The following is an 18778-nucleotide window of genomic DNA, read 5'->3' on the forward strand; positions in this document are numbered from 1 at the left end:
GGACAGTCACATAATGACGCCGGACACCACAGCAGCACTTTTGGAGACGATACCGACACCGATCATTTTGATCGGTCGCGATCAAACCGTGCATGCGATGAACGAACCAGCGGAGCGATTGATCGGCGGGCACATGAAAGGGCGGCACTATATCACTGCTCTGCGCCAGCCCTACCTGCTCGATAAGGTTGAACAGGTTTTGAGAAACGGCGAGGCGGCCGATGCGCGGTATCTTGGCCGAGACGCTGGGCGCGACACGGTGTTTCAAGTCCATATCGCGAATTCTCCTTTGGGCGTTGTTCTGTCGTTTAAAGACAAAACAGCCGATGAGGACATCGGCCAACTCAGGCGGGATTTCGTAGCCAATGTGAGTCACGAATTGCGTACACCGTTGACCGCACTAACGGGCTTCATCGAAACGCTTCGTGGGGCAGCCAAATCCGACCCAGTCGCACAAGATCGTTTCCTTTCGATCATGGAACGTGAGGCCGGTCGAATGACGCGTTTGGTTGACGATCTATTGTCGCTCAGCAGGGTTGAAGCCGAAGGCAGGGTGCGCCCATCCGATAAGGTGGACCTATCAGCCGTGGTCAGCGCGACAATTGCCAACTTAGAGCCGGTATTGGGCCAGTCCAATGTTCAGATCCACGTCGATGATCAGAGCGACGGTGCTTTGGTTCAGGGTGACCAAAACCAATTGCGACAAGTGGTGAGCAACCTGATCGAAAACGCGGTCAAATACGGTCATGTAGACGGGAATATCTTCATCTTCATTACCACACCATCTCATGAAGTTGCTTTGCGGGCGGAAGGGCTCCGCCTAATCGTCCGGGATGACGGACCAGGCATCGCCCCACACCACCTCGCACGTCTGACCGAACGCTTCTACCGAGTCGATTCTCACCGGTCGCGAGAGATCGGAGGGACGGGTTTGGGCCTTGCCATTGTAAAACACATCGTAAACCGCCACCGCGGGCGCTTACAGATCGATAGTGTAGAGGGCGAAGGCACCATATTTACCATTGTTTTACCGACATTTTTCGAAAAACAGATGCCTGTCACATAGGCTGTCATAAAACTTTTACATAAACGTCACAAAAGCTTTGTCACCGGCCCCGAAAAGGCCGTCAGTGGCCACGTCGCTCGCACGCAGGCCCATTATGACAGACAGGAGTTATTTATATGTCCTTCATGAAACTGACCGCCTCTTCCCTGGCGATCGCAGCTGTTTCAGCAACATCCGCTGCCGCACGTGACAACGTTCAAGTCGCTGGCTCTTCCACGGTCCTCCCATATGCTTCTATCGTGGCAGAAGCCTTCGGCGAAAACTTTGACTTCCCAACACCAGTTGTTGAATCCGGCGGCTCATCCGCTGGCCTCAAGCGTTTCTGTGAAGGTGTGGGCGAAAACACAATCGACATCGCTAACGCTTCCCGCGCGATCCGCGAAAAAGAAATCGTTGCATGTGCCGAAGCTGGTGTCACCGACATCATCGAAGTGCGCATCGGTTATGACGGAATTGTCTTTGCGTCCCAGATCGACGGACCAGAATACACGGCGTTCACACAGTCTGACCTGTTCAACGCATTGGCTCCAAAAGTCATGGTTGATGGTGAGCTTGTCGACAACCCACACACAAAGTGGTCCGACTTCAACGCTGATCTGCCAGACGCAGAAATCCTGGCCTTCATCCCAGGCACAAAGCATGGCACACGCGAAGTTTTCGAAGAAAATGTGATCGCAGTTGGCTGTGAAGAAACTGGTGCACATGATGCAATGATCGCTGGTGGCATGTCCGAAGATGAAGCAGAAGATGCTTGCTTGGCTGTTATCGGCGACGGTCGCTCCGTAGACATTGACGGCGACTACACAGAAACACTTGCGCGTATCGACGCAAACTCAAACGGGATCGGCGTGTTCGGTCTGGCGTTCTACGAGAACAACACAGACAAGTTGAAAGTGGCGACAATGGCTGGCGTTGAGCCATCCACCGAATCCATCTCAACCGGCGAATACCCAGTGTCACGCCCATTGTTCTTCTACATCAAAGCGGCGCACATCGGCGTAATCCCTGGCTTGAAGGAATTTGCTGAATTCTTCGTTGCAGACGAAATCGCTGGTCCAGACGGCCCATTGGCTGAATACGGTCTGGTGTCTGATCCGGCATTGGCTGACACTCAGATGATGATCTCTGACGAACAGACAATGACAAACTAATCTATTTCAGGTGGCCCGTATCCACGGGCCACCTGACTTTTTTGCTGCTCACTTCAAAATAATCACAGCAGTATCCCAAACATCATGCTAAAGCGCGATTGGCGATACTGGCGGGGGCTCTGATGCCAAATACTATTCTGATCCTGATCGTGCTGGCTTTGGGTGTGATCGGATTTGTTTTGGGCAGACAGCGGGCCATGGCGTCCGCAGGCGGCAACAGCCGCAATTTGCATTCTTTACCATCGTATTATGGCTACAACGTCGCATGTGCGACGACTCTACCAGCGATGGGTTTGTTGATCCTATGGCTCTTGGTTCAGCCATTGATAATCAACAGCAGCGTGTCGGGCTTGGTATCGGATCAAGCCAGCGAAGAGGGCGCGTCGCTTGATTTGATCATGTCAGACGTTCGGCGGGTTGCCGATGGCCTTGATACCGCCGTTGAAACCGGTGTTTTGACAGAAGAAGAGGTCGAAGCGCTTGATGCTGAACAAGACGACATTCGTGATTTGCTGGCGGGCGTAGGGTTCGCGCTAGGTTCCGACGTGACACCAAGCACCCTTGAAGCCGCCAAAAGCTACCGCGCTATGAATGAGGTTGGTGATACTTGGAAGTCGGTCTTTGTGATCGCAACCGCACTGACAGGTTTGCTTGTGTCTTGGCGGATGACCAATAAGGATTTCAGAGCCCGTAACGTCGTCGAACAAGGAGTGCTTGCAATCCTGATCTTCGCGGCATCGATCGCTATTTTGACGACGCTGGGAATTGTTCTTTCTCTGATCTTTAACACGATGGAATTCTTCCGCCTTTACCCAGCCTCCGAATTTTTCTTTGGCCTTAGCTGGAACCCGAGTTTCTCAGGCCGCGGCGGTGGTTCAGAACTGGGCATTCTACCACTCCTTTGGGGCACGCTTTATATCTCCCTGATCGCGCTGATCGTTGCGGTGCCGATTGGCCTCTTCGCGGCGATTTACTTGTCCGAATATGCCTCAAAGCCGGTCCGCTCAGTCGCTAAACCATTGCTAGAGGTCCTCGCAGGCATCCCGACCATCGTTTACGGTCTTTTCGCTTTGCTGACCGTGGGTCCGCTTTTGGTAGAAGTATTTGGACAAAAAGGATTTCTTGGCGTCGATTGGATGTCAGGCGGAACAGCCGTGATGACCGCGGGCCTTGTCATGGGGATTATGTTGATCCCGTTTGTCAGCTCATTGTCCGACGACATTATCAACGCAGTTCCACAGTCCATGCGCGACGGATCACTCGGCTTGGGAGCGACCCATTCCGAGACAGTCCGCCAAGTGATCCTGCCAGCCGCTTTGCCGGGGATCGTCGGGGCGATCTTGCTGGCGGCATCCCGCGCCATCGGTGAAACCATGATCGTTGTGCTTGGGGCAGGGGCAGCGGCTCGCCTTTCAATGAACCCCTTTGAAGCCATGACAACCGTGACGGCAAAGATCGTAAGCCAGCTGACCGGCGACAGCGACTTTTCTTCACCGGAGGCCTTGGTCGCCTTTGCCCTCGGGATCACGCTGTTCGTCATCACCTTGGGACTAAATATCTTCGCCCTCTACATCGTGCGTAAGTACCGGGAGCAATACGAATGACCGATACAACTGTGACACCTGTCAGCGCGAAACCAGCGAAATCGATCCTCGAGATTGATGCCCGCACCAAAAAGCGGAACGCGGCAGAGAAGCGTTTCAAAGCTTACGGCATCGCCGCCATTTGCGTTGGTCTGTTCTTCCTAGTGGCACTGCTTTGGGCGATCATTCAGAACGGCACGCCTGCGTTTACGCAGACCTACGTGACACTGGATGTCGAACTGCTCGAAGAAAAGCTCGACAAGACCGGCGAGCGGGACATTGAAGCGATCAAGAAGGTTTCGACCTTCGGATATAAACCGTTGATCCAAAACGCTCTGGTTGATGCAACCGAGGGTATGGAAACAGAAATTGAAGACAAAAACCTCGCGAAGTTACTGTCGGACTCTGCCGCAGCGCAAATCCGTGATTACGTGATCGCGAACCCCGATCAGATTGGCGAAACAGTGGAATTTACCGTCCTCGCTTCGTCGCGTGTCGATGGTTACTTGAAAGGTCGCGTCACGCGTGAAGATTTGGCACGGGACAAAAACCTGTCGCCAGATCACTTGGACCTCATAGACCAAATGGTCGAAGATGGCAGTGTTGAACGTATCTTCAACTGGGCATTCATCACTGGCGCTGACGCGTCAGAGAAACGTCCTGAATCTGCGGGTATTGGCGTCTCTATGATCGGATCATTCTTTATGATGCTGGTGGTGCTGATCCTCGCTTTGCCGATAGGAGTCGCGGCGTCGATATACCTTGAAGAATTTGCACCTCAGAACCGGTTCACTGATCTCATTGAGGTGAATATCTCTAATCTTGCCGCCGTGCCGTCCATCGTGTTTGGTATCCTCGGTCTCGCCGTCTTCATTCAGTTTGCGCATTTGCCGCAGTCTGCTCCAATCGTAGGTGGCCTAACGCTGACGTTGATGACGCTTCCGACGATTGTGATCTCAACCCGTGCTTCCCTTAAAGCCGTGCCGCCGTCCATTCGAGACGCGGCCCTCGGTGTGGGTGCCTCCAAAATGCAGACTGTTTTCCACCACGTGCTGCCATTGGCCATGCCGGGTATCTTGACAGGAACCATCATCGGATTGGCCCAAGCCCTTGGTGAAACTGCGCCACTCCTCTTGATCGGTATGGTCGGCTTTATCGCGTCGAACTACCCAGAGGGCGTCGCATCTGGTTTCCTTGACCCGAACTCCGCCATGCCGGCCCAAATCTACGAATGGGCCAAACGGGCCGACCCCGCCTACTATGAGCGCGCATGGGGCGGCATTATCGTCTTGCTTGTGTTCCTTCTTACAATGAACATCATAGCAATCATTCTCCGTCGCCGTTTCGAACGTCGCTGGTAAAAGGGGACAGAGATGGAAGACCTAGCTTATATGGATCGTCAGATGAGCACAGAACAAGACATCAAGATCAGCGCGAAAAACGTGCAGGTCTATTACGCCGATAACCATGCCATCAAAGACGTGAACGTCGATATTGCGGACAAAACCGTGACGGCTTTCATCGGGCCATCGGGATGCGGCAAATCAACATTTTTGCGCTGCATTAACCGAATGAATGACACCATCGACGTGTGTCGCGTAGAAGGCGCCATCAAAATCGATGGCGAAGACATCTACGACAAGCGCGTCGATCCTGTGCAACTGCGTGCCAAGGTGGGCATGGTGTTCCAAAAGCCGAACCCTTTCCCGAAGTCGATCTACGACAATGTCGCTTACGGCCCTCGTATCCATGGCCTTGCCAAGAACAGGGCGGAACTCGACGACATCGTTGAGAAGGCACTTCGTCGGGGCGCAATCTGGGATGAGGTGAAAGATCGCCTCGATGCGCCAGGTACTGGCTTGTCTGGTGGACAACAGCAGCGCCTTTGCATTGCCCGTGCCGTCGCAACTGAACCACAGGTCTTGCTGATGGACGAACCTTGTTCCGCGCTTGACCCAATCGCAACCGCTCAAGTCGAAGAGCTGATCGACGAGTTGCGCCAAAACTATTCCGTGGTAATCGTCACCCACTCGATGCAGCAAGCCGCCCGCGTGAGCCAGAAAACTGCGTTTTTCCACCTCGGCAATTTGGTCGAGTATGATGACACCGACAAAATCTTTACCAACCCCGAAGACGAACGGACCGAGAGTTACATCTCTGGCCGCATCGGGTAACGGAGCCTCCCTTCCATGAACGAACATATTTCATCCGCCTACGATCGTGACTTAGAAGCGCTGATCACGCTTATCATGAAGATGGGTGGATTGGTCGAAGATGCTATCTTGAACGCGGCGCAATCGCTTGAGAAGCGGGATGTCGAATTGGCTGAAGCTGTGCGGAATGGCGACAAAGCCATCGACGCCTTGGAAGTCGAAATCAACGACGAAGCGGCGCGTGTGATCGCGTTACGTGCGCCAGTTTCAAAGGATCTGCGTTCCATCCTGACCGTTCTTCGCCTCGCTGCGAGCCTTGAGCGCATTGGTGACTATTCCAAAAACATCGCCAAGCGTACCTCCGTTCTTGCCGATATGCAGCCGATCAACGGCGCTGATGCTGCCCTACGCCGGATGGCAAAGGAAGTTCAGGTGATGTTGAAAGACACGCTCGACGCTTACATCCGTGGTGACGCGGAGCTTGCCGAAGACGTGCGCCAGCGCGATCAAGAAGTTGACCAGATGTACAATGCGCTGTTCCGTGAGTTTCTCACATTCATGATGGAAGACCCGCGGCATATCACAGCCTGTATGCATCTTCATTTTATGGCCAAAAACGTGGAGCGGATGGGCGACCTCACGACTAATATGGCCGAACAAGTTATTTATCTCGTAACGGGTGAAATGCCGGATGAGGCGCGCCCGAAGTCAGACAAAACAGCTTTCATCGGTGAAGTTTAGGATAAATTGCGATGTCTCTCCCACAGCCGCATGTCCTCGTCGTAGAAGACGAACCAGCCCAGCGTGAAGTTCTCGCCTACAACATAGAGGCCGAGGGCTTCCGCGTCAGCCGCGCCGAGAATGGTGAAGATGGGCTGATGATGGTCAACGAAGACCCGCCCGATGTGATCGTTCTGGATTGGATGATGCCGATCCTCTCTGGCATCGAAGTCTGTCGTAGGCTGAAGATCAGCCCTGAAACACGCAATATCCCAATCATCATGCTCTCTGCTAAGTCAGAGGAAATCGACAAGGTGCGCGGGCTGGAAACCGGTGCTGACGACTATGTGGTCAAACCCTATTCCGTCAGTGAGTTGATGGCGCGTGTGCGCACTCAGTTGCGTCGTGTCAGACCGTCAACGGTCGGTCAGGTCCTAACTTATGACGACATAGTTTTGGACAGCGAAACCCACAGGGTTACGCGAGGCGATGAACAGCTGAAGCTTGGCCCAACCGAATTCCGCTTGCTCAGTACGTTCATGGAGAAACCCGGTCGCGTCTGGTCACGCGATCAACTTCTTGATCGGGTCTGGGGCCGCGACATCTATGTCGATACACGTACCGTTGACGTCCACGTTGGAAGGTTACGCAAGGTGCTAACCGGGAACGGCGGGGAAGACCCCGTGCGGACGGTGCGTGGTGCGGGGTATGCATTGGGCTAAAGTGTTGCCATAGTCTCCTCAAGGAGACTTTAATGCCGAACCCGAACCCGCCTTTCTCCATCCTAGAATATCAGTCGCGATCAGAAAAAACGCGTCTGGCGATGCAGAAAGCAGAATTAGAAGTTCTGCTCCTCACTGACCCATCTAACATGGCGTGGCTCACGGGATACGACGGTTGGTCTTTCTATGTTCATCAAGGTGTCTTGGTAACTTTGGACAATGATCCGATTTGGTGGGGTCGTGGAATTGACCTCGCCGGAGCAAATCGAACCGTCTGGATGAATGACGCGCAAAATCGTGGATACGAAGACGCCTACGTTCAGAACCCGAAAAGACATCCCATGTCAGATTTGGCCGAGATTTTAAGAGACCTCTCGGTTTTAAATAAGACACTCGGTGTCGAGCTCGACAATTACTATTTCTGTGCCAAGGCCCATCAAACTCTCGAGGCCGAAGGCATAAAGACACAAGACGCGACAGGGTTGGTCAATTGGCTTCGTGCAAAGAAATCAGAAGCTGAAATCGAATACATGCGCCGAGCGGGAAAAATTGTCACTTGCATGCACCAAACGATTTTAGAAGCGGCCAAACCTGGAATGCGGAAAAATGATCTGGTCGCAGAAATTTACCGAACCGGAATACAAGGTGCTGATGGTCATTGGGGTGACTATCCCGCAATTGTTCCGATGGCCCCATCTGGATTGGACGCAACTGCCGCCCATCTGACTTGGGATGATGCACCACTCGAAAAGGACATTGGCACTTTTTTCGAAATTGCCGGCGCATATCGAAGGTATCAATGCCCTCAATCAAGAACCTTATCCTTAGGTTCGGTTCCAGAAAGGTATCAAAAGGCAGAAGAGGCGGTGCAAAATGCCACCGATGCCGTGCTGGCGCTCGCAAAGCCCGGCGTTCTTTGCGAGGACCTAGCAAATGCATTTGACACCACGCTAGGAAAACATGGGTTCGAAAAGGATAACCGCTGCGGTTACTCGATTGGATTGAGTTACCCGCCAGACTGGGGTGAGCGAACTATGTCACTCAGAGCAGGTGATACGACGCCTTTGGAAGCCGGAATGACGTTTCATTTCATGCCGGCACTCTGGCTCGATGACGGAGGAATAGAAACAACCGAACCCATCCTGATTACTGAACAGGGGTGTGAAAAGATTTGCGGAACGCCGAGCGGGCTGATGGTTAAGCCTTAATCCGCCCAAGGCCCGTGTTGGCCTTCGCTGCCGTCAATATGCACGAAACTATGACGACCGAAAAAGTCTCTTTGGCCTTGGATCATATTCGCCGTACCGCGCGCTGTCCGCATCGTATCGAAGTAGGATAGGCCAGACAACAGCGCAGGTGCCGCCAAGCCGTGCAACGCAGCCTGTGCTACGACCTGCCGCAATGCCCCATGGTTCTTTTTCAGATGATCGGAGAAATAGGGCGCGAACATGAGGTTGCGCTCTGGGTCTTCGGTTAATGCTTCCGACATATCGTTCAACATCGCAGACCGAATGATACAGCCTTCGCGCCATACCTCGGCAATTGCGGGTAGGGGCAGGGACCATTGAAATTCTTCAGATGCCGCGGAAAGCATGACAAACCCTTGCGCGTAGCAGAGGATTTTCCCTGCAATAAGAGCTTGTTCCAGGGTATCGATTGATAGCGTTTCGTGCGGTAAATGCTTCGGAGCCGCTCCGAAAAGTTCTTCACCCAATGCGCGTGCATCCCGACGCGACGACAGATTGCGCGCAGCTACCGCGGCCTCTATGGCGGGGACCGGAGCTGCGAGATGCTGTGCCTCAATTGCGGTCCAACGGCCTGTGCCTTTTTGACCGGCCGCATCCACGATTGCATCCAACATCGCGCCGCCGGTTTTTGGGTCAATGGCTTTGGCCACCTCGCCGGAAATTTCGATCAGATAGGATTGCAACGGCCCTTTGTTCCACGCCTCAAACACGCCGCCGATGGCTGCTGCATCCATTCCCATGCCGTCTCGCATGATGCCATAGACCTCGGCAATCATTTGCATGTCGGCGTATTCGATGCCGTTATGAACAGCTTTTACAAAGTGTCCGGCGCCATCTGGCCCCATCCATGTGGCGCAAGGCTGGCCTTCATACTTTGCACTGATCGCTTCGAGAATATGAGCGACGGAGTCCCAAGATTCCTTCGGACCACCGCCCATGATGGAGGGGCCATGGCGCGCGCCATCTTCGCCACCAGACACACCGATACCGATAAACGGCTCGCCCGATGCAGCGCGGGTACGGGTATTGTGAAAGTTCGCATTGCCTGCATCGATAATCATATCTTCAGGGTCGAGCAGGGGGCGCAGTTGCGCGATCTGATCATCGACAGGACCGCCGGCAGGCACCATCAAAATGATCGCTCTTGGGGATTTGAGAGCGGCGATAAGCTCTTCATATGTCTCAGTTGCTATAATTTTGTCGGCCAGCTCTCCGGCTTCGGCCTTAAAGGCGTGGGTCACTTTGGTGCGACGGTTCCAGACCGCGATGTCGAACCCTTTTTCAGCGATGTTGAGCGACAGCGCCGATCCCATCGTTCCCAAACCGATCAAACCAATGTCACACAGCGCCATAGCACCCTCCCTCTGCTCTATGAGAGGATTTTATCTAGCATGATCGGGAATGGAAATGCGGAAACGGTCTCAGAGAGCGTTCTAGAAATCGACCTCAATCGCGATGCCCTTGGCAGCGGCCAAGTCCACAACACTGGCTGCGACTGCAAGGTCTTGTAAACCAACGCCAGTCCCATCGAACAAGGTGATTTGGTCTTCGTCAATCCGCCCTGCATGAGTTCCGTTAATCACGGCGCCGAGCTCGTTGACATCGTTCTGACTGATCAAGCCCTCAGCAATCGCGTGCTGCGCTTCGCCGATAGAGATTGATTGAGCGACTTCGTCGGTAAAGACAGTCGCCGTTTCTAACAGCGCTGCCTCGACTTCTTTCTTTCCCTTGGTGTCCGTTCCCATGCAAGCGATATGTGTGCCGCTACTAACGTGATCGGCCATCAAGCTGGGAGCAAAGGACGAGGTGATCGAAATGATCACATCCGCTTCGGTCATACCGCTCAGGTCCACAGCTTCGAACGGTAGCCCAGCCTCTTCTGCCACTTTCTCGATATTAGGCAACATCTCAGGATGGAGGTTCCATCCAATGACCTTCTCAAAGTCGCGTTGCTCTAATGCAGCGCGCAATTGGAACGTTGCCTGATGTCCCGCGCCAACCATACCGATCACTTTGGCATCTTTCCGCGCCAGATGCTTAATCGACACGGATGAGGCGGCGGCGGTTCTCAATGCGGTCAACAAATTGCCACCAACCATCGCCTTGGCCTTACCGGTATCAGGATCAAACAAAAACACCGTTGATTGGTGATTGATCAGATTGCGTTTTTCCAGATTGTTGGGCCAATAGCCTCCAGCTTTGAGCCCCAAAGTCAGCCCCGCCTGATCAAAACCGCCCTTAAAGCCGTAAAGCGCGTCTTCATGTCCAATTGCCTCTCTGACGACCGGAAAGTTGTAGGCGTCGCCTGCGGACATGGCCGCAAAAACCTTTTCTACAGCATCAAACGCGGCTTTGCGTGTCATTAGCCCAGCAATTTCGCGCTCAGGAACGATGATCATAGGGGTACTCCAGGTAGTGTGGGGCAGGACTTAGCCTGCCCCGATGGGAGGTGGTCAAACATGACCGAGGAAAAGGGATCGAACTTAGTAGGCCTTGCCGCGTGCTGACACTGGCCAAACCGTTTCGACAACGCCGTTGCGTACGCCGACATACCAATCATGCACATTTGCAGTTGGATCGCAGTGGCCGGGGACAAGCCAAAGCTTGTCATTCACTTTCAAAACCGCATCAGGATCGGCCACGACACCATGCTCATCAGAGCATTTGACGTATTCAACATCGGTCCGGCCGTAGATGACAGGCAACCCGCTATCCACGGACTGGGCTTTAAGACCTGCATCCACAATGGCCTTGTCCGCCTTTGCGTGGCTCATTACCGAGGTCAGCAAGAAGAACGCGTTCTCCCATTCAGCTTGGTCGATCCGATTGCCGTCTTTATCGAGGATGCGGCCATAGTCAGCGTCCATAAAGGCGTAGGATCCGCACTGAAGTTCGTTGAAGACTCCAGAGTTCGATTCAAAATAGTAGCTGCCTGTACCACCACCTGAAACCAGTTCTGGTTTCAAACCAACAGGTTCAAGAAGATCAATTGCCTCCTTAACCATCGCAACCGCAGCTTCAATCTTCGCTTTGCGATCGTCGTAGCTATCCATGTGCTGCATCGCGCCTTGGTAGGCTTGAATGCCTGTGAACTTAAGGCCCTCTGCCGCATCAATCGCCTTGGCGATGGTCAGTACGTTTTCGGCACCGATCACGCCGCAACGACCCGCGCCAACATCCATTTCGATGAAGCATTCGATCTGCGTGCCGTGGCGCACGGCGGCTTCTGACAATTCGGCGACGTTGTCGATGTCGTCGACGCAAACAATCGTGCGCGCCCCGAACTTCGGTAACTGAGCCAAACGGTCGATCTTACGAGGATGACGGACTTGGTTCGACACCAGAACATCCTTGATCCCACCACGCGCGAAGACCTCAGCTTCAGATACCTTCTGGCAGCAAACGCCTACGGCACCGCCCAGACGCTCTTGCAGCTTTGCGACATCAACGGACTTGTGCATCTTGCCATGAACGCGATGGCGCATTCCGTGCGCTTTGGCGTAATCGCCCATCTTTTTGATGTTCCGCTCCAACGCATCAAGATCCAAGACCAAAGCGGGTGTTTGAATGTCATCGGCTTTCATGCCTGGCAGGGCAGGTACGTCATATCCTACGTCGAGTTGTTCAAAGTCCATATCTTTCATGGGTCTTATGCTCCTAATGTCCAAGGCAGCTTGTCGAGATCGACATTCCCGCCAGTGATAATGATGCCGACGCGTTTGCCAGCGAAGCGATCTGTGTTTTTGAGAACCGTAGCCAGAGGCACAGCCGATGACGGCTCCATCACGATGCGCAAATGCTTCCACGTCAGCTTCATCGCATCGATGATTTCCTCTTCGGACGCGGTCAGAATATCGGTCACATGGTTTGAAACGAAATGCCAAGTCCGCTCTTTCAAAGGCACCAACAATCCGTCAGCGATGGTTTTTGGCGCATCATCGGCAATGATATAGCCAGCCTTGAAGCTGCGCATCGCATCGTCGGCTTGTTCAGGTTCAGCCGCAATGATCTGCGTCTCTGGTGCCAAGGTCGACAGGGTCAAACAGGTGCCAGAAACCATGCCGCCGCCGCCGATTGGCGCCATAGCGATGTCAAGGCCGCCGGTCTGCTCCATGAACTCCTTGGCGCAAGTGCCTTGTCCCGCAATCACGCGTGGATCGTTGTATGGGTGAACGAAATCCCCGCCCGTTTCGGCCTGCACCTTAGCAAAGGTCGCCTCGCGCGCGGATGTCGAAGGTTCGCATTCCGTGATCTTGCCACCGTAGCGACGGACAGTATCTTTCTTTGCCTGCGGTGCTGTGCTTGGCATGACGACATTGCACGGGATGCCACGCAACATCGCGGCATAGGACAGACAAGATGCATGGTTTCCGGACGAATGCGTGGCAACACCACGCTTGGCTTGGTCGTCATCCAAGCCAAACACCGCATTTGTCGCGCCACGCACCTTAAACGCACCGGGTTCCTGAAAATTCTCACATTTAAAGAACAGCTCAGCACCCGTGAGTTCATTCAGATAGTTTGACGTCCGGATTGGTGTGCGACGAATGTGCGGCTTGATCCGCTCGTGCGCTTCCAACATGTCCTCATAGGTTGGTATGTTCTCGACAATATCTTTCATCACGCAACCTTCCGGTTTTCGATCGCTGGACCTGCGCGGTACACCTCTTGCGCAGCTGCGACGCCTGAGCCGAGCTCGATGTCTAACCCAAGGTCGACCATGCACATTTCAGCTGTGGCGATCCCCGACAAAGCCATAACGTCCGTCAGGCTCCCGAGATGGCCAATGCGGAAAACTTTTCCGGCGACTTCGCCAAGTCCAACCCCAAACGCGACACCATAGGTTTCAGCCGCATGGGTGACAATGTCGGTTGCATTGAAGCCAGCGGGCGTCCGAATGGCGCTTACTGTATCGGAGTAGAATTCTGGGGCGGTGGCGCATAACTCCAGACCCCAAGCCGAAACTGCCGCGCGCACGCCACTGGCAATCCGAGTATGTCGGGCAAAGACGTTGTCCAGGCCCTCATCCAAAAGCATTTTACACGCTTCATTCAACCCGTTCATCAAGCCGACAGCTGGCGTGTAAGGATAGGCGTTGTTCGCATAGCCCGCCTGCATGTCGTGAACGTCAAAGAAAGTGCGATGCAGAGTGCCTGACTTAGTCGCGGCCATTGCCCGTTCGCTGAATCCGAGGATCGCCAGACCCGCTGGCAACATGAAGCCTTTCTGAGACCCCGTGACTGCTACGTCCACGCCCCAGTTATCAAACTGGAAATCCATCGATCCAATTGAAGAAACACCATCGACCATAAACAGGGCAGGGTGGTTCACTGACTTAACCGCGCGCCCGATGGACGCAATGTCTGACTTAACGCCGGTTGCCGTTTCGTTGTGCGTCGCTAGGACCGCTTTGATTTTGAGTGCCTTATCTTTTGAGAGGATTTCAGCATATTTTTCCGCCGAGATCCCGTCGCCCCAATTGGTCTCTACGATTTGCACATTAAGACCGTGGCGTTCACAAAGATCGATCCAACGATGAGAGAACATGCCATTGCGCGCGACCAAAATCGTATCACCCGCTGAAAGAGTGTTCGTGATCGCTGTTTCCCAACCGCCAGTGCCGGATGCCGGAAAGATAAAGACTTCCGCTTTGGTCGTCTTCAAAATCTGCCGCACGCCGTCGAGTGCGGGATGCAGGATAGAACCGAACAATGGCGACCGATGGTCGATTGTTGGCATGTCACATGCTTTGCGCAAATTCTCAGGGATGTTTGTCGGGCCGGGAATAAAGACCGGGTTCTGAAAACTCATAGCCATCTCCTCCAAATGGGATAAAGTGGTTTTAGCGTTCATGCCCTGCGAGTTAAATTTTTTTGAAAACTTTTTTCATAAATGGGAAAGCAGAAATTGAATCACGTTATCAATGACTTGAATTTTTCAAATTACGAAATATATTTTTATAAAATGAAAAAGGTGCGTGATGGAACATCAAAAAGAGGCTGATTCAGGCCTGCGCCGATCTCGTGGGCGTCCTCGCGATTGGCACGATAAGACGGAGCAAAATACGATCAAATCCCTTGATCGAGCCATGCAGGTTTTTGAGTATTTGAGCCAAGAACAAGGGAAACCGCTTTCCCTTCTCGCAGAGGAAACAGGGCAATCGCCAGCCACGTTGTACCGAATTCTGGTCACTCTGGAAGGTCGCGGCTTGGTCGAGTTCGACGCAGAAAACCAGATTTGGCACATCGGTTCGCAGGCCTTTGTCATTGGCGCACGGTTCTTAAGGCGCACGAGCCTTGTCGAACGTGCGCGGCCAATTCTACGACGTTTAATGGAAGCCACAGGTGAAACCGCAAACCTAGGGGTGGAGAAGGGGGGTATGGTCCTCTTTCTCAGTCAGGTTGAAACACACGAAAATATTCGAGCCTTCTTTCCACCCGGAACGCTTTCACCGATGCATTCCTCCGGCATTGGAAAAGCTTTGCTATCTCAAATGAGCGATGATCGCTTCGGGCAATGGCTGAAGGACCAACAGCTTGAGAAATTCACAGACCGAACGCTTGCCAACGCAGACAATCTTAGGAAGGACCTAAAAGGCATTCGGCAAAGCGGCTATTCCTTCGACAACGAGGAAAAGAATGTGGGGATGCAATGCATCGCAGCACCCGTTTTCGACATGAACGGGGAAGTGGTCGCTGGGCTTTCAATCTCTGGCCCAACATCTCGTATGGCGATGCGGGAAATCGATGATCTCGGTCAGGCCGTCATTCGTTCGGCCAATGAGTTGAGCAATGCGATCGGCGGGCAGGTCCGATAGGCCGGTTGGTTTTCAATCGAGTGCGAAGGGATCGTGGACGCGCGGCCAAAAGTTCAGGTCACGCTGTTTGAATTCAATCCTCGCCGTGTTCGGGTTCACCCGCCCAGGCGTGGCACAAAAGATCACGTCAGATGCAATTTCGGCAAAGGACGTGTAAAAATGAAACAGGGATTTCACTACGACCAGGTGCTTCTGCGACAGATCGATGCCCATCTGTTCAAATACTTCTGGGTGATAAACTTGTATCCGCAAATCATTGATAACGAGGTCAATTTCACCCTGGAGCCTTAGCCAAACCATCCTGCCGAGCGGCTCTAAAGCAGGTCCCAAATGCTGCTTCAACCCCGACTTGATCGCCATGATCCGACCACGGATATTCACAGGCCGGCCGGATGCGACTTCGACTTTGCCGCCAACATCCAACTCAATTTCTGCGCCTTCGCCCATTGCAACACAAGCCTGAACCGCATCTGGATCCCAATAGATTGCTGATGCCAAATTACGAAGCCCGCGTTCCAGAATGGCTTCAAGCACATAGGTTGAATCTCCTGGTGCTCCGGCGCCCGAGTTATCAGACATATCCGCCAGAACGATGGGACCGGAGGAGGTGGCTTCGACTTGGTCCAAGGCCTCATCTAACTCGGAATAGGCCATAGCGACCTCGTCGCGCAGCTCAAAGAAGCGCTGGCCCAACGCCTTGGCTGTCTCTTGCGCCAATGGTAGATCGCCATTTGTTGTAACGAGCATTCGAGCACCGGTTTCGGGTAGATCTGCCCAAGGAAACCCATGTCCCAATGTGACTGACAATACCCCGGGAATGTCCTCCGCAGCCTCCATTTCTTTTTTAAACGCGCGCATCGGGTCTGTCTTGGTCAGAAACAGCGACACCATTCGACAGTCAAACATCCCAATTTGCGGTGAGATTTCACCAGACAGCTGTCGTTTGGCCAGTGAAAAGAGTTCTTTAGCACGAGCTGCAGCATCATCATGTGGGTATTCCCGAAAAGCGATCAGTAGGTCCGCATGTTCCAATAAACGCGGTCGAAGGTGGCAGTGAAGGTCAAGAGCGACTCCGATAACTGCATCGGGGCAGAGGGCTCGGATTTCCGATACGATGCGTCCTTCGCAATCGGGCTCATCCTCAGCGACCATGGCGCCGTGGAGCTGCAATAAGATGACATCGGGTTTTGCTGAGTTTCGAAGATCATCGAGTATTTCGTTCTTGAGCGCGTCAAAAGTCGTAGCTGTAGTCAGGCCGGCCGGTTCTGCAATGGCTGTAAGACTTTCGGTGACAGACCAATGCAACGCCTCAGCCCGCTGGCGCCAAACGTGCAATGCTTCAGTCATAAGGTTTGGCGCATCTTGCGTCGCTGTGCCGTGTCGAAGGTAATAGGCTTCGTAATCAGAAAGAATGGTAGGAACGGGCGAAAACGTATTTGTTTCTGTGGACAGCGTTGCCATGAACAAATGCATTGATAGTCTCGTCGTGCTTAATTTATTTGGTACTGTGTTTGCACAGTAGGCGAGTTATTAAGTGTTTGCCAAACATGTAGTAAGCGTTTGGCGTTCTCGTCTAAGAAAATACGTATAATCAGTATTATGTAATATAAATTTTGAAAAACGGAATGAGAAGATAGCCTAAGCTAAGCTTTGTGGCATGATACACCCTGAGTTAATTCCACCTTAACTCCGGTTGCACTTAGAAAGCTCTCAACGCCAATGAAAGGTTACATTAACTAGATACCCTTTCATTTTGATTTAAAACAATTAAACCACAAATTGCATCGCAATCTAATTCGTATTCATTAAACGAATAGAAAAATTCTGGCTTTAGTCTTGTCGTCAAAGCTTCCCTTTGTACGATGAACTCTTAGAATTCGGACAGCGCCTTCTTAACTTCTGGTTACCACTCGAAGTGATCTGTTGTTCTCAGGACTAGAGATCACACACGCAAAAAATCTTTTGCTTTATTGACGCAGGTATTCGCATTTTAGTTGCAAGACGTGATTGGAATGTTAGTCAAACTTCTATGACCCGATCACTGCTCATTTTAAATGGCCCCAATCTTAACATGCTTGGGACGCGCCAACCTGAGGTTTACGGCGGAACTACGCTTGCTCAAATTGAGGACGCATGTGCAAAATTCGCCTCTTCTTTTGGTATTTCTGTATCATTTGAGCAGTCCAATCACGAAGGAACGTTGGTCGACATTATCCAAGCATCGAAAGGTGTGCACGATGGTATCGTATTCAATGCGGGTGCCTACACGCATACTTCCTTAGCCTTGCACGACGCGATCGCCTCTGTGGAAATTCCCACCATTGAGCTTCACTTAAGCAATGTGCATGCGCGGGAACCGTTCAGACATCATTCTTATCTCGCGCCAGTATCCATCGGGCTAATTTGTGGATTTGGTGCCAATGGTTATACGCTCGCGATGACCGCAATGCATCAGCATCTCGAAGGCGGCGTATGAGCGATTTAATCGACTACCTCAACGCTGCAACAAACGCACGATCGGATCAGGAGCTTTGGAATCTCCACACCGAACGCATGAAGCGCTACGGCTTTGATCGTTTGTTATACGGCTACACGCGCTACCGAACGGTTTCTTCGCTTGGCGATTTGGATGATATGGTTTTGCTGTCGAACCATACACGCGAATACATGGATACCTTCATGTCCGGCGGGCATTATCAACAAGGGCCGATGGTACGTTGGGCATTAGAAAATGACGGGGCGTGTAGCTGGCGTTGGATGCAAGATCTCGCACAGGCCGATATGTTGACCGATGGCGAGAAGATGGTGATTGCGTTCAACCAATCAATGGACGTCACAGCAGGCTATACCGTTAGCTTTCGGTCGGTGTCGCATAGGACCAAAGGCGCCATTGCCCTAACTGCCAAGCCCGGCATGACACAAGACGAAGTGGAAGAAATTTGGGCTGAGCACGGCGACGAATTGACCGCTGTCAATAATGTCATGCACCTGAAACTACATACACTGCCCTACTCCGGTGCCAGAGCACTTACAAAGCGACAGCGTGAAGTTTTGCAATGGGTTGGCGATGGCAAAACCACCCAAGATATTGCGGTCCTGTTGAATTTGACAGCAGCGACAGTCGAAAAGCATCTGCGGCTTGCGCGTGAAGCCTTGGACGTCGAAACAACTGCGCAGGCAGTTCTTAAGGCGGCTTTCTACAACCAGATGTTTGTGGCCGAAGCGTAGGTAATTTCGGCTGTCACGCCGGATTGACATTCGATTTTTGACTCGATGCTCAAAAAGGTACGGAATACCTTACTTTCCTGACGCTAGGTAA

The 18778-nt window shown here is 52.7% G+C and carries 17 protein-coding genes; 11 read left to right on the forward strand and 6 right to left on the reverse strand.

The annotated features are described in order from the left end of the window. Window positions 1-13: 13 nt before the first annotated feature. From BUA85_RS03115 to BUA85_RS03150, 8 genes are all read left to right on the forward strand, one after another. Window positions 14-1066, forward strand: coding sequence for an ATP-binding protein (locus BUA85_RS03115; protein WP_072899199.1), 1053 nt, complete (start codon window positions 14-16; stop codon window positions 1064-1066). A 116-nt stretch (window positions 1067-1182) separates the two neighbouring features. After that, entirely contained in the window at window positions 1183-2217 is a 1035-nt protein-coding gene (locus BUA85_RS03120; protein ID WP_072899201.1) for a substrate-binding domain-containing protein, read from the forward strand. Window positions 2218-2339: 122 nt separating this feature from the next. Then, window positions 2340-3821 (forward strand): phosphate ABC transporter permease subunit PstC, encoded by a 1482-nt coding sequence (gene pstC / locus BUA85_RS03125; protein WP_072899203.1) that lies wholly within the window; start codon window positions 2340-2342, stop codon window positions 3819-3821. Next, entirely contained in the window at window positions 3818-5161 is a 1344-nt protein-coding gene (pstA, locus tag BUA85_RS03130; RefSeq protein WP_072899205.1) for a phosphate ABC transporter permease PstA, read from the forward strand. Before pstC ends, pstA begins: the two co-directional genes overlap by 4 nt. A gap of 12 nt (window positions 5162-5173) precedes the next feature. Then, complete coding sequence (gene pstB / locus BUA85_RS03135) at window positions 5174-5974, forward strand: phosphate ABC transporter ATP-binding protein PstB (RefSeq protein WP_072899207.1); 801 nt, start codon at window positions 5174-5176, stop codon at window positions 5972-5974. 15 nt (window positions 5975-5989) lie between these two features. Further along, window positions 5990-6694: a phosphate signaling complex protein PhoU gene (phoU, locus tag BUA85_RS03140; protein ID WP_072899209.1), complete on the forward strand. Its 705-nt coding sequence runs from the start codon at window positions 5990-5992 to the stop codon at window positions 6692-6694. Between the two features lie 11 nt (window positions 6695-6705). After that, complete coding sequence (phoB, locus tag BUA85_RS03145; RefSeq protein ID WP_072899211.1) at window positions 6706-7395, forward strand: phosphate regulon transcriptional regulator PhoB; 690 nt, start codon at window positions 6706-6708, stop codon at window positions 7393-7395. 32 nt (window positions 7396-7427) lie between these two features. Beyond that, complete coding sequence (locus BUA85_RS03150) at window positions 7428-8603, forward strand: M24 family metallopeptidase (protein WP_072899213.1); 1176 nt, start codon at window positions 7428-7430, stop codon at window positions 8601-8603. Here BUA85_RS03150 and gndA read toward each other — a convergent pair. From gndA to bhcA, 5 genes are all read right to left on the reverse strand, one after another. Beyond that, the gene (gene gndA, locus BUA85_RS03155) at window positions 8600-9994 is read right to left on the reverse strand and encodes an NADP-dependent phosphogluconate dehydrogenase (RefSeq protein WP_072899215.1); all 1395 of its coding nucleotides are present in this window, start codon (window positions 9992-9994) and stop codon (window positions 8600-8602) included. The genes BUA85_RS03150 and gndA overlap by 4 nt on opposite strands. Before the next feature lie 81 nt (window positions 9995-10075). Next, the gene (gene bhcD, locus BUA85_RS03160; protein ID WP_072899217.1) at window positions 10076-11041 is read right to left on the reverse strand and encodes an iminosuccinate reductase BhcD; all 966 of its coding nucleotides are present in this window, start codon (window positions 11039-11041) and stop codon (window positions 10076-10078) included. Window positions 11042-11125: 84 nt separating this feature from the next. Next, a complete protein-coding gene (gene bhcC, locus BUA85_RS03165) occupies window positions 11126-12286 on the reverse strand; it encodes a 3-hydroxy-D-aspartate aldolase BhcC (protein WP_072899219.1) in 1161 nt (386 codons plus the stop codon). A 5-nt stretch (window positions 12287-12291) separates the two neighbouring features. Further along, entirely contained in the window at window positions 12292-13263 is a 972-nt protein-coding gene (gene bhcB / locus BUA85_RS03170) for a beta-hydroxyaspartate dehydratase BhcB (RefSeq protein ID WP_072899221.1), read from the reverse strand. Continuing rightward, window positions 13263-14453 (reverse strand): L-aspartate--glyoxylate aminotransferase BhcA, encoded by a 1191-nt coding sequence (gene bhcA / locus BUA85_RS03175; protein WP_072899222.1) that lies wholly within the window; start codon window positions 14451-14453, stop codon window positions 13263-13265. Before bhcA ends, bhcB begins: the two co-directional genes overlap by 1 nt. Window positions 14454-14622: 169 nt before the next feature. Here bhcA and bhcR point away from each other — a divergent pair, with 169 nt between their 5' ends. Continuing rightward, entirely contained in the window at window positions 14623-15459 is an 837-nt protein-coding gene (bhcR, locus tag BUA85_RS03180; RefSeq protein WP_072899224.1) for an HTH-type transcriptional regulator BhcR, read from the forward strand. A 12-nt stretch (window positions 15460-15471) separates the two neighbouring features. Here bhcR and BUA85_RS03185 read toward each other — a convergent pair whose 3' ends face one another. Next, window positions 15472-16920 (reverse strand): M81 family metallopeptidase, encoded by a 1449-nt coding sequence (locus BUA85_RS03185; protein ID WP_165611578.1) that lies wholly within the window; start codon window positions 16918-16920, stop codon window positions 15472-15474. Window positions 16921-17488: 568 nt separating this feature from the next. On the opposite strand from BUA85_RS03185, the gene aroQ reads away from it, so the two are divergent. Together aroQ and BUA85_RS03195 are read left to right on the forward strand one after the other, a co-directional pair. Further along, a complete protein-coding gene (gene aroQ, locus BUA85_RS03190; RefSeq protein ID WP_072899228.1) occupies window positions 17489-17935 on the forward strand; it encodes a type II 3-dehydroquinate dehydratase in 447 nt (148 codons plus the stop codon). Next, complete coding sequence (locus BUA85_RS03195) at window positions 17932-18687, forward strand: LuxR family transcriptional regulator (protein ID WP_072899229.1); 756 nt, start codon at window positions 17932-17934, stop codon at window positions 18685-18687. Before aroQ ends, BUA85_RS03195 begins: the two co-directional genes overlap by 4 nt. The last annotated feature ends 91 nt before the right edge of the window (window positions 18688-18778 follow it).

The sequence above is a fragment of the Cognatiyoonia sediminum genome, assembly GCF_900129845.1.
In the GTDB taxonomy this organism is placed as follows: Bacteria; Pseudomonadota; Alphaproteobacteria; order Rhodobacterales; family Rhodobacteraceae; genus Cognatiyoonia; species Cognatiyoonia sediminum.

Excerpts from the sequence above, each read along its gene's own strand:
- BUA85_RS03115 (WP_072899199.1), top strand. The coding sequence starts at position 14 with ATGACGCCGGACACCACAGCAGCACTTTTGGAGACGATACCGACACCG.
- BUA85_RS03120 (WP_072899201.1), top strand. The coding sequence starts at position 1,183 with ATGTCCTTCATGAAACTGACCGCCTCTTCCCTGGCGATCGCAGCTGTT.
- pstC (WP_072899203.1), top strand. The coding sequence starts at position 2,340 with ATGCCAAATACTATTCTGATCCTGATCGTGCTGGCTTTGGGTGTGATC.
- pstA (WP_072899205.1), top strand. The coding sequence starts at position 3,818 with ATGACCGATACAACTGTGACACCTGTCAGCGCGAAACCAGCGAAATCG.
- pstB (WP_072899207.1), top strand. The coding sequence starts at position 5,174 with ATGGAAGACCTAGCTTATATGGATCGTCAGATGAGCACAGAACAAGAC.
- phoU (WP_072899209.1), top strand. The coding sequence starts at position 5,990 with ATGAACGAACATATTTCATCCGCCTACGATCGTGACTTAGAAGCGCTG.
- phoB (WP_072899211.1), top strand. The coding sequence starts at position 6,706 with ATGTCTCTCCCACAGCCGCATGTCCTCGTCGTAGAAGACGAACCAGCC.
- BUA85_RS03150 (WP_072899213.1), top strand. The coding sequence starts at position 7,428 with ATGCCGAACCCGAACCCGCCTTTCTCCATCCTAGAATATCAGTCGCGA.
- gndA (WP_072899215.1), bottom strand. The coding sequence starts at position 9,994 with ATGGCGCTGTGTGACATTGGTTTGATCGGTTTGGGAACGATGGGATCG.
- bhcD (WP_072899217.1), bottom strand. The coding sequence starts at position 11,041 with ATGATCATCGTTCCTGAGCGCGAAATTGCTGGGCTAATGACACGCAAA.
- bhcC (WP_072899219.1), bottom strand. The coding sequence starts at position 12,286 with ATGAAAGATATGGACTTTGAACAACTCGACGTAGGATATGACGTACCT.
- bhcB (WP_072899221.1), bottom strand. The coding sequence starts at position 13,263 with ATGAAAGATATTGTCGAGAACATACCAACCTATGAGGACATGTTGGAA.
- bhcA (WP_072899222.1), bottom strand. The coding sequence starts at position 14,453 with ATGAGTTTTCAGAACCCGGTCTTTATTCCCGGCCCGACAAACATCCCT.
- bhcR (WP_072899224.1), top strand. The coding sequence starts at position 14,623 with ATGGAACATCAAAAAGAGGCTGATTCAGGCCTGCGCCGATCTCGTGGG.
- BUA85_RS03185 (WP_165611578.1), bottom strand. The coding sequence starts at position 16,920 with ATGGCAACGCTGTCCACAGAAACAAATACGTTTTCGCCCGTTCCTACC.
- aroQ (WP_072899228.1), top strand. The coding sequence starts at position 17,489 with ATGACCCGATCACTGCTCATTTTAAATGGCCCCAATCTTAACATGCTT.
- BUA85_RS03195 (WP_072899229.1), top strand. The coding sequence starts at position 17,932 with ATGAGCGATTTAATCGACTACCTCAACGCTGCAACAAACGCACGATCG.